The sequence below is a fragment of the Acidobacteriota bacterium genome, assembly GCA_003696075.1.
Classification (GTDB): Bacteria; Acidobacteriota; Polarisedimenticolia; order J045; family J045; genus J045.
The window spans coordinates 1-8390 of the sequence record RFHH01000226.1; the positions used below are offsets into that span (position 1 = coordinate 1).

5 protein-coding genes are annotated in these 8390 nt (G+C 70.5%); 3 read left to right on the forward strand and 2 right to left on the reverse strand.

Annotation, left to right across the window (positions count from 1 at the left end; genetic code table 11):
- Positions 1-55: 55 nt before the first annotated feature.
- Positions 56-811, forward strand: a complete 756-nt coding sequence (locus D6718_13735) for a DUF2807 domain-containing protein (protein RMG42535.1) — start codon at positions 56-58, stop codon at positions 809-811.
- 42 nt (positions 812-853) lie between these two features.
- Here D6718_13735 and D6718_13740 read toward each other — a convergent pair whose 3' ends face one another.
- On the reverse strand, positions 854-3181 hold the full coding sequence (locus D6718_13740; GenBank protein RMG42536.1) for a hypothetical protein: 2328 nt from the start codon (positions 3179-3181) through the stop codon (positions 854-856).
- Positions 3182-3388: 207 nt separating this feature from the next.
- Between D6718_13740 and D6718_13745 the strand changes: the two genes are divergently transcribed.
- The gene (locus D6718_13745) at positions 3389-4159 is read left to right on the forward strand and encodes a hypothetical protein (GenBank protein RMG42537.1); all 771 of its coding nucleotides are present in this window, start codon (positions 3389-3391) and stop codon (positions 4157-4159) included.
- Between the two features lie 555 nt (positions 4160-4714).
- On the opposite strand, the gene D6718_13750 is transcribed toward D6718_13745, so the two are convergent.
- Positions 4715-7033, reverse strand: a complete 2319-nt coding sequence (locus D6718_13750) for a transketolase (protein ID RMG42539.1) — start codon at positions 7031-7033, stop codon at positions 4715-4717.
- Positions 7034-7351: 318 nt separating this feature from the next.
- Between D6718_13750 and corA the strand changes: the two genes are divergently transcribed.
- Positions 7352-8390, forward strand: a 1039-nt coding sequence (gene corA / locus D6718_13755; protein ID RMG42538.1) for a magnesium and cobalt transport protein CorA, incomplete at its 3' end; no start/stop codon positions are given.

An 8390-nucleotide genomic window follows, 5' to 3' on the forward strand; every position in this document is an offset into this window, starting at 1 on the left:
AGGGAACGCCGGGAGAGATCGGCGCGAGCGGGCCCGAGGGACTCGAGCGGTCGGAATGGCGACCCGGGCGGCGTGGGGGCGGGTCGGGACGGCGTGCTACGTTCGAACACGCGGGCGGCGGCCATGCCGCCGGGGGGCATCGATGAGCAGGAAAGGCATCGCGATCCTGGCGCTGGGGGCGGCACCCGGGCTGCTGGCGGGGTGCGTCTTCGTGAACGGGGAGGCCGCGGTGATCGGCTCGGGTCGCGTCGTCGAGGAGAGCCGCGAGGTCGAGCCGTTCGAGCGACTGTCGCTCGCCTGCGCGGCCGACGCCGAGGTCCACGTCGGGGAGGAGCCCTCCGTGCGGCTGGCGGCCGAGGACAACATCCTCCCGCTGATCACCACCGAGGTGAGCGGGGGAACGCTCCGGATCTCCGGAAGCGGAAGCTACTGGACGCGCCACGGCGTGAAGTTGACGGTGGGCACGCCGCGGCTGACGAGCGTCAGCCTCGCCGGGTCCGGGGACGTCACGATCGAGAACGTGGACGCCGACTCCTTCCGCGTCGAGGTGAGAGGATCGGGGGACGTGACCGCGAGCGGCCGGGCCCGCCGCGTCGAGGTCCTCCTCATGGGATCGGGCGACGTCGACCTCGCCGGCCTTCGGGCGGAGGAGGCGGAGGTGAGCGTGCTCGGAAGCGGCGACGTGGACCTGTACGCCGCGCGCCGGCTCTCCTGCGAGATCCGAGGCAGCGGTGACGTCACGTACCGCGGGAACCCGGAGGAAGTGCACAAGAGCGTCTTCGGCTCGGGCGACGTCACCCCCGCGCCCTGAACCGCGGCGCCGCGGCGGATCGCCTCGGGACGCCGCTGCCCCTCACTGCGGGCAGCCGGAGGCCTTGCGCGGCTCGCCCGAGCTGGTGTCGCCGAACCCCGAACGGCCGCAGTCGTCCCGCTTCGCCACCAGGTAGTAGAACCCGGAGCCCGGAGCGGGGATCTCGGGATCGACCCAGCTCTCCCCGGCCGCTTCCCCCACGCACGACGCGTTGTCGAAGAGGTTGCCCGGCTGCTGCTGGAAGGTGCCGCGGGCGATCGGATAGCCGATCGCGCCCGCCTGGGGCGACCAGCGAAGGGTCTGCTTGTCGGCAGCCATCCTGACCGAGTCGTCGGAGATCGGCGGTATGACGTCGAACGCGGCGGTGGCGTCGGGTCCCGTCCCGTTGCTCCGCGAACTGAGCCCGAGACCCCGCCGCGCGAAGGCCCGCCGGAGGAGGCAGTCGTCAGCCGGCCCGTAGCGGTCGATGTTCGCCTGCAGGATGAGATCCTTCATCTCGACCATGTTCGGGTTGCACGGCGAGAGCTTCATCGCGTCGACCACGATCTGCTCGATCCTCCGCCGGCCCTCGTCGAAGCCGTGCTGGAGGATCATCTCCCGGCGGGCGCCCCACAGCACGTTGGCCCAGATCTCCCCCTCGTCGTGGACCTCACAGCTTCCGTTGTCGCAAAGGTCCTCGTAGGTCAGGGGATTGACCGAGAAGTCCCAGTGATAGGGGTAGCGCCGGACACCCCGCTGGTGGTTCCCGGTCACGTACTCGCCGACCGTCGCGGGCCCGTCCGGATCGTCGGCGGCCGAGGAGAAGTGCGAAGCGCCGAGAAAATCGCCCCAGCCTTCCCCCATGCCTCCCGGTTGCGGACCCGACAGGCAGATCGTGTCGGGTCCGCCGACGAGGCGCGTCGACAGGCCGTGGCTGAACTCGTGCCAGATGACCTTCGCGTCGAACGCTCCGTCCCGGTTGGGGTTGGTCCAGAGGTAGTAGTTGGTGCGCGGGTGCGTCCCGTCGGGGGTGGGGTTCCAGTTGGCGTTGTTGCGCACCCAGGAGAGGCTGTAGGAGTCCTGCACGTCGACGTTGACGTGGTCTCCCTCGAGGCCGCCGCGGCCGAAATTCCGGTCCTGGAAATTCCCGGCGGCTTCGTCGAAGCCGTAGGCGTAGAAGACGTCGTGGTAGGTGTTCCCCACCCAGAAAGCGTTGCTGATGGCCGCGTCACGATCCCCGATGCGCCCGGTCTTCGCGTACTTGTCGGTGAACGGGAAGTCGAACGTCAGGTCGGGACCGCCGTCCGCCGACGGGTTGATCGCGTCGTTGTTGTTCCCTCCCCAGTCGGCGCGGGCGAACACCGCGTTTCCCCGGCTCAGCGTCTGGCCGGCGTCGATCCACTGATCGGGATCGATCGCCGGGTCGCAGTCCGGAGCGACGCACGCGAACGGACGACTCACCTGCGGACCGTCCTCAGGATCCTCCTCGAACACCAGTCCCGTCGCTTGCGAGGGATCGGCCGCGTAGAGCGTCAGCAGCCGGCGGACGAGCAACCGCCCGTCGTCGGCGGAGATCAGCACGAGGTACTGGTTGTCCCAACCGGTGACCGCCTCCCAGAGCCGCACGTCCCAGGCCAGGAGGGCCTCGCCGGGCCCCGCGGGCAGCAAGACGAGACGCGCGGTGGGCGGCTCGAGGTACTCCGTTCCCGGCTCGAAGACCGTGCGGCGCTCCCGGCCCGCCGGTCCCGACCGCACCGGCGGCACGGTGCCGCTCAGCCCGATCGCCCTCGACGCCGCGGCCAGCGCCTGCTCGGGTCCGATCGTGGGCGGCCCGGGAGGGGCGAGACCGGGGAAGTACTCGCCGGCGACGACCGTGACCTCGCGGCGCTCGTTGACGTGCACGCGGACTTGCCCCTCGAAGACGTCCAGCCCGTCCACCCGCTGCTGGAGAACGAGATGGGTCATGCCGAGGCCCGCGGTCCGGTACCGGCGCACGGGCGCCAGCGCGGCCACTTCCGCCGCGCTGAAGCCGAACGCCGCGGACGCGCCGAGCAGGAACCGGCGCACGTCGTCGACGAGATCCCCTCCCCCCTCCGGCAACGCCGCGAGCGCACTGCCGTCGCGCCGCAGGGCGAGCTGCGGGCGGTCCGACAAGTCGCCCCAGTGGAGGGCGAGAGCCCGCTCGCCGAACACCGCGCGGAAGCGGCCCGCCACCTCCTGCCGCGCCCTCTCCAGGTGCGCGGAGTCGAGCGAACCCTCCGCCAACCGGACGTCCACATCCCGCGGGAACGGAACCTCCGGCGCCTTGAACCCGAAGGCGGGAGCCGTCGCGGAGAGGATCAAAACCGATCGGAAGACACGGGAAAACAACCTGGAACGGAACGACACCATGGCTCGCCTCCCGGCGCGGCCCGAGGTCGCCCTCAGCCTCGGCCGGCCGCACGCCCGGCCGCAGGCCCCCCGTCACTGCGGAACGTCCTGAAGTTACCGGGGCCGGCACCGGCCGGCAACGGAAGGGTGCGAACGGTTCGGAGGCCGAGCTGCTGGCGCCTCCCCCGCGGCCGGGCTACAACTCTGGCGCACGAAAGGAGGCGATCGATGCGTGTCTCGGTTCGGGCGGCAACCCTCACACTCCTCGCGCTGACGGCGACCGCCCCGGTCCCGGCCGCGGACGCGCACGAGGGGGCCGGGCTGCAGGATGCCCGCTCCCTGCTTCTCGAGATGCGGAAGGCGATGCTGGGGACGCGGCGGGTGAAAGAGTTCCACAGCACGGCGAAGGCGTTCCTCAACACGAACCGCGGCCGGTTCGAAGCGCAGGTCAAGGAGTGGATGACGGCCGACGGCCGGCTCCGGCAGGAGCTGCAGCTTCCGCACGCGTCCCTGCTGACCGTGTGGGACGGCTCCCGCGGAGCGCTCGGCCAGCCGCCCGACACGCACGAGATGTCCGAGGGGGTGCAGACCGAGGTCAAGCGCACTCTGGAGCGGCAGCCCGTTCTCCTCGCCTCCGTATTCGACGACCGCGACTGGAAGATCACCGCCGCGGGGAGCGAGAAGGTCGGGGAGAGGCCGTGCCGCGTGGTCGAGATCGCGACGCCGAACGGCGAGTTCCGGATCTTCATCGACGAGGAGACGCACCTGCCCCGGAAGGAGAGCTACGTGGGCATCGCGGGAGTGTCCGGCCCCCAGCCGACGATCGACGTCCTCTTCGAGGACTGGCGAGAGGTCTCCGGGGTGAAGGTGCCCTTCAAGGAGAAGACCTTCGCCAACGGCAAGCCGACACAGGAGCTGGTGCGGCAGGCCGTCGAGATCGACGCCGGATTCGCCACCTCGCTGTTCGAGCCCCCGACGCCGCCGTCGCCGGCCGACTGACCGGGATCGCGCGGGCCACGACCCCTCGCACCGCGGTCCCGGCGCTGCCCGATTCGTCCCGCGATCCGGCCGCGGGCCGGCGGTGTCCCCGGCCCGCGAGTCCGGCGCTTTTCCGCTCGGCCGGGCTCGTCGTCTTCGGACCGCACCGGACGGACGCCCCGGCATGGGACCGCGGCCGGACGCGCTGCGCGCCGCTCCCCGATCAGCTCGAAGCCGGCTCCGGGGCGAACGGCCGTTCCGGGCGCCGCACCCGCGGCCGGAGCCGCCGCGACCGCTTCGCCGGCCGGGGGCCGGGCGCGCTCTCCTGGCGAGGTGCATCCGGTGGGCGCGCTGTGCGGCCCCACTCCTGACCGGGCGGCAGGCCGCGGCCGATCTCTCGATACGACGCGGCGGGCGCGCCGGACTTCCCGGGCTTCGCAGGGCCGGGCGCCCGCGCGCACCTTCGCGCCGGCACCTTCCGCCCCGCGCCGGAGCGCGTTCCGCGGAAGCGGTCGTGCCCGGACGCGCGAACGGCTCGAGGACGCCCGGCGGCGGTCGTACCCGCTGCCGCGCCGCTCAGCGGGCGCGCGCGCCGGCGAGTGCGCGCTCGATCCGGGCGAGTCTCCGTTCCCGTTCGGCGACGAACCGGGAGATCCCCTCGATGATCGAGCCGGGATCGAGGCCCGCCTCCTCCATCACGTCCTCCACCGACCCGCCCGTCCGCCAGCGGTCGTCACGGTCGGCGGAGAGCGAGTACTCGAGGCCCACCTCGCTCAGCAGCCAGGGCCGCATCGAGGCCCGGGCCCTGTTGGTGATCGCCATCGCGTCGAGGCGATCCGCATCCGGGAGGATCCTCTCGCGGTACTCCAGGGGCTGCCGCGCGAAGAGCTGGGGCGAGATGGCGACGACGATCTTCACGTTGAGCCCGAGGCGGTCGATCTCGGGGAGCGCCTTGATCAGGTTGTCCGTGCTCTTCGTCCCCTGGACGATCACGCATCCCCCCTTCGGCTCGCCGGGGCGGTAGTCGCGCATCAGGTACGCTCCCTTGGCGGCCGCGAAGTGGGAGTCCATGCCGATCGCCTTGCGGTCGGGGATCTGGATCGGCGGCCGTGTCAGGTGGAGAGCGATGATGGGAATCCCGGTGGCCAGACCGGCGGCGAGGACCACCGGAACCTCGTTGGCCTCCCAGGGGTGCAGATCGCACACGTGCCCCTCCGGGAAGAGCTGCGTCACGGAGGGCGCGAAGACGCCGAAGTGGGTGCGGGAATCCTCGGCCGTCTCCGGGCCCGAGTGGCCCGCCACCCAGATCACCGGACCGACCTTGAAGTCGCAGTCCTGGGCGAGCTGGCTGAACAGCCGCATGGGACCGTACTTCAGGTAGCTGAAGGAACCGTAGGTGGAGCAGGCGGCGCCGAACCCGTTCCACTCGTGCTCCGGGTCGTCGCTGAAGTTCACCGACGCGATGGCCCCGGACATGCCGGCGTTGCAGAACTCGGTGATCTCCTGGAGGAGGAGAACGCCTTCGGGGTTCTCCGTTCGGTGGTAGACACCGTAGTTGTCCATGTCGCCGAACGGCTTGCCGAAGCCGGCGATGTTGGTCGACTCCGCCAGATCGGCCGACATGGCGATGAACAGGGGCCGGCCGTACTCCTTCTTCGCCCACGAGTTCACCCAGGAACCCCACTTGGCCAGCGCCTTCCGGTTGGGCACCTGGCTGCCTGGCGGAAACCACATGTCCGAGGGGTAGTTCTCGTAGTCGGTGAGGCGGGGGTCCTGCCACGGGCTGCGCGACAGGTCGATCCGAAGCCCGGCCGGCCGGTCGGGGACCGAGTCCCCGATCTCGACGAGACGGTCGGCGACGGCCCGGTAGAAGTCCGGATCGTCCCTGATCACCCGAGCCACGAGCGCGAAGTTGGCGCGGGCCTGCTCGGCGAGAGCCTTCGGGTCGGAGGGCGCGGGCTCGCCGAATCCCTCGAAGCGCACCCCGTACTTTTCCTGGAACTCCCGCTTCGTCTCCCAGAACTCCGGCGAGTTCAGCTTGTGCGGCGAGCCGTGCGATGCGTAGTCGTATTTCCCGTAGCCGCGCCCCTTTCGCGTCCGGAACCAGATGCAGGCCGGTCTCTGGCCGGCCTCGGGATCGAAGACGGCCTGCAGCAGCGCGCGCCCCACTTGCGGCCAGGCCGACCCGTCCTCCGCCCCGTAGACGCGCCAGCCGTGGCTCCCGAACCAGTCCTCGGGGGTGCCGTGCATGACGGACGAGGCCGGGCGGGCGTCGATGCCGAAGTCGTTCCAGTCCAGGAGCACGAACAGGTTGTCGAGACCGAGGCCCCATGCGGAGTTGATCGATTCGTGCGCGGCGCCCGCCGTGTATCCCCCCTCGCCTTCCATCGCGAACACCCGCACGTCCCCCGCACCCGCCCGCTTCAGCGCGAGCGCCATGCCGACCGACGGCGGGAAGCCGTGGCCCGAGGGACCCGTGTTCCACTTGAAGATCAGCGTCTTGCCGGCGAACTCGGCATGCCCCGGCAGCCCGCCGCGCCGGCGCAGGGTGAGGAGGTCCTCCCAGGTCAGCTGCCAGCGCTCTCCGTGCTTGACGAGGTAGCGCTCGTCTCCGGTCTCCTGGTAGCGGAGCCGCAGCGTCTCGTTGAGCATCGCCAGCGTCGCGTACACGAGTGGACAGGTGTGCCCGGCGATCAGCACGAAGCGGTCGGCGAACGGCTTGTCCGGCCGGCGGATGTCCCAGCGCATCACACCCGACAGCAGCAGCGCCAGCAGCGCGTGCACCTTCGAGCGGGACCCGCCCGGATGTCCCGACTGGCGGTAGTTGAGCGACAGGTCGATGAACTGGTCGACGATGTCCTTCGCCTTCTCCCAGCGGGGGAACTCCGCCTCGATACGGGCGAAGGCCTCTTCCCACGTTCGACGCTCCATCTCCGGGCTCCTCGATTCCGCTTCGCCGCGAGGCCGCCCTCCGGCACCCGCGGCCGATCCCATCGGACCGCGCGCGTGAACGGGGATTATGGCAAGCGATCCCAGCCGGCGGCCACCCGGCCCGCCGGAGGCGCCCCCCGGGAGATTCGGGTGCCGTGAGCTTGCCGGCGCCGCTGCGAGGTCGGCGAAACGGCCAAGCGGCCGGTGCGGCCCTGACCCGGAAGCGGAAGCCTTCCTCACGCCCCGCACTTCGCCGATAATGCGGCGGGAGGACGTCGGTCGATGGCCGGTCGCTTTCGAGAGTCGGTGAAGGGAACCCTCGCGCGCGTTCCCCCGGGAACACGACCCGGGTGGCTCCCCGAGGAGACGGGGCCGCCGGTCTCGCTGACCGCTTGTCTATACGGGCCCGAAAGTTTCGAGCGGCGGGAGCTGCGCGACGCGCGCGAGATCGGTTCGTGCCTGGGGCGAACGCCGGTGCTCTGGGTCGATATCGTCGGGCGGCCGGGCTTTCCGACGCTTCACGAGATCGGCGCGCGGTTCGGCGTTCATCGCCTTGCGCTCGAGGACCTCGCCAACCTCGATCACGGCACCAAGATCGACCACTACGACAACCACGTGGTCATGATCACGCGCTTCTGCACGCAGGCCACGGTGAGAAGCATCCGGAATCTGGGGATTGCCTGGGGCCAGGACTTCGTCATCACGGTCCGGAACGATCGCGAATCTCCGTTCGCTCTGGTCTTGGAGCGGCTCGAGCATCCGGGCAGTCTGATCCGAAACTCGGGGCCGGACTTTCTCGCGTATCGCCTGCTCGACGCCTCGATCGACAGCTTGTTCCCGGTGCTCGAAAACCTCGCGGAAGAGCTGGACGAGCTGGAGGACGGAGCCTACGATGCGCTGAACCGGCGCTTCCCCGCTCGAGTGCACCTGTTCCGCAATCGTCTGTCGGTGCTGCGGAGGCACCTGTGGCCGCAGCGGGAAGCGCTGCGGGCCTTGATCAAGCAACCCTCTCCCCTCGTCAGCGACACCACGCGCACGTACCTCCGGGATTGCTCCGACCATCTGGAGCAGGCCCTGCAGGAGATCGAGTCGATGCGCGACACGGCGTCGGGGCTCATGAGCACCTACCTCAGCGCAGCGAGCCACCGCCTGAACGAACTGATGTCGCTGCTCACGATGATCGGCACGGTTTTCATCCCCCTCAGCTTCATCACCGGCATCTACGGGATGAACTTCGACCCGTACAGTTCCCCGTGGAACATGCCGGAGCTCCGCTGGCGGTGGGGTTACCCGGCGGTGCTCGCGCTGATGGCCGTCATCG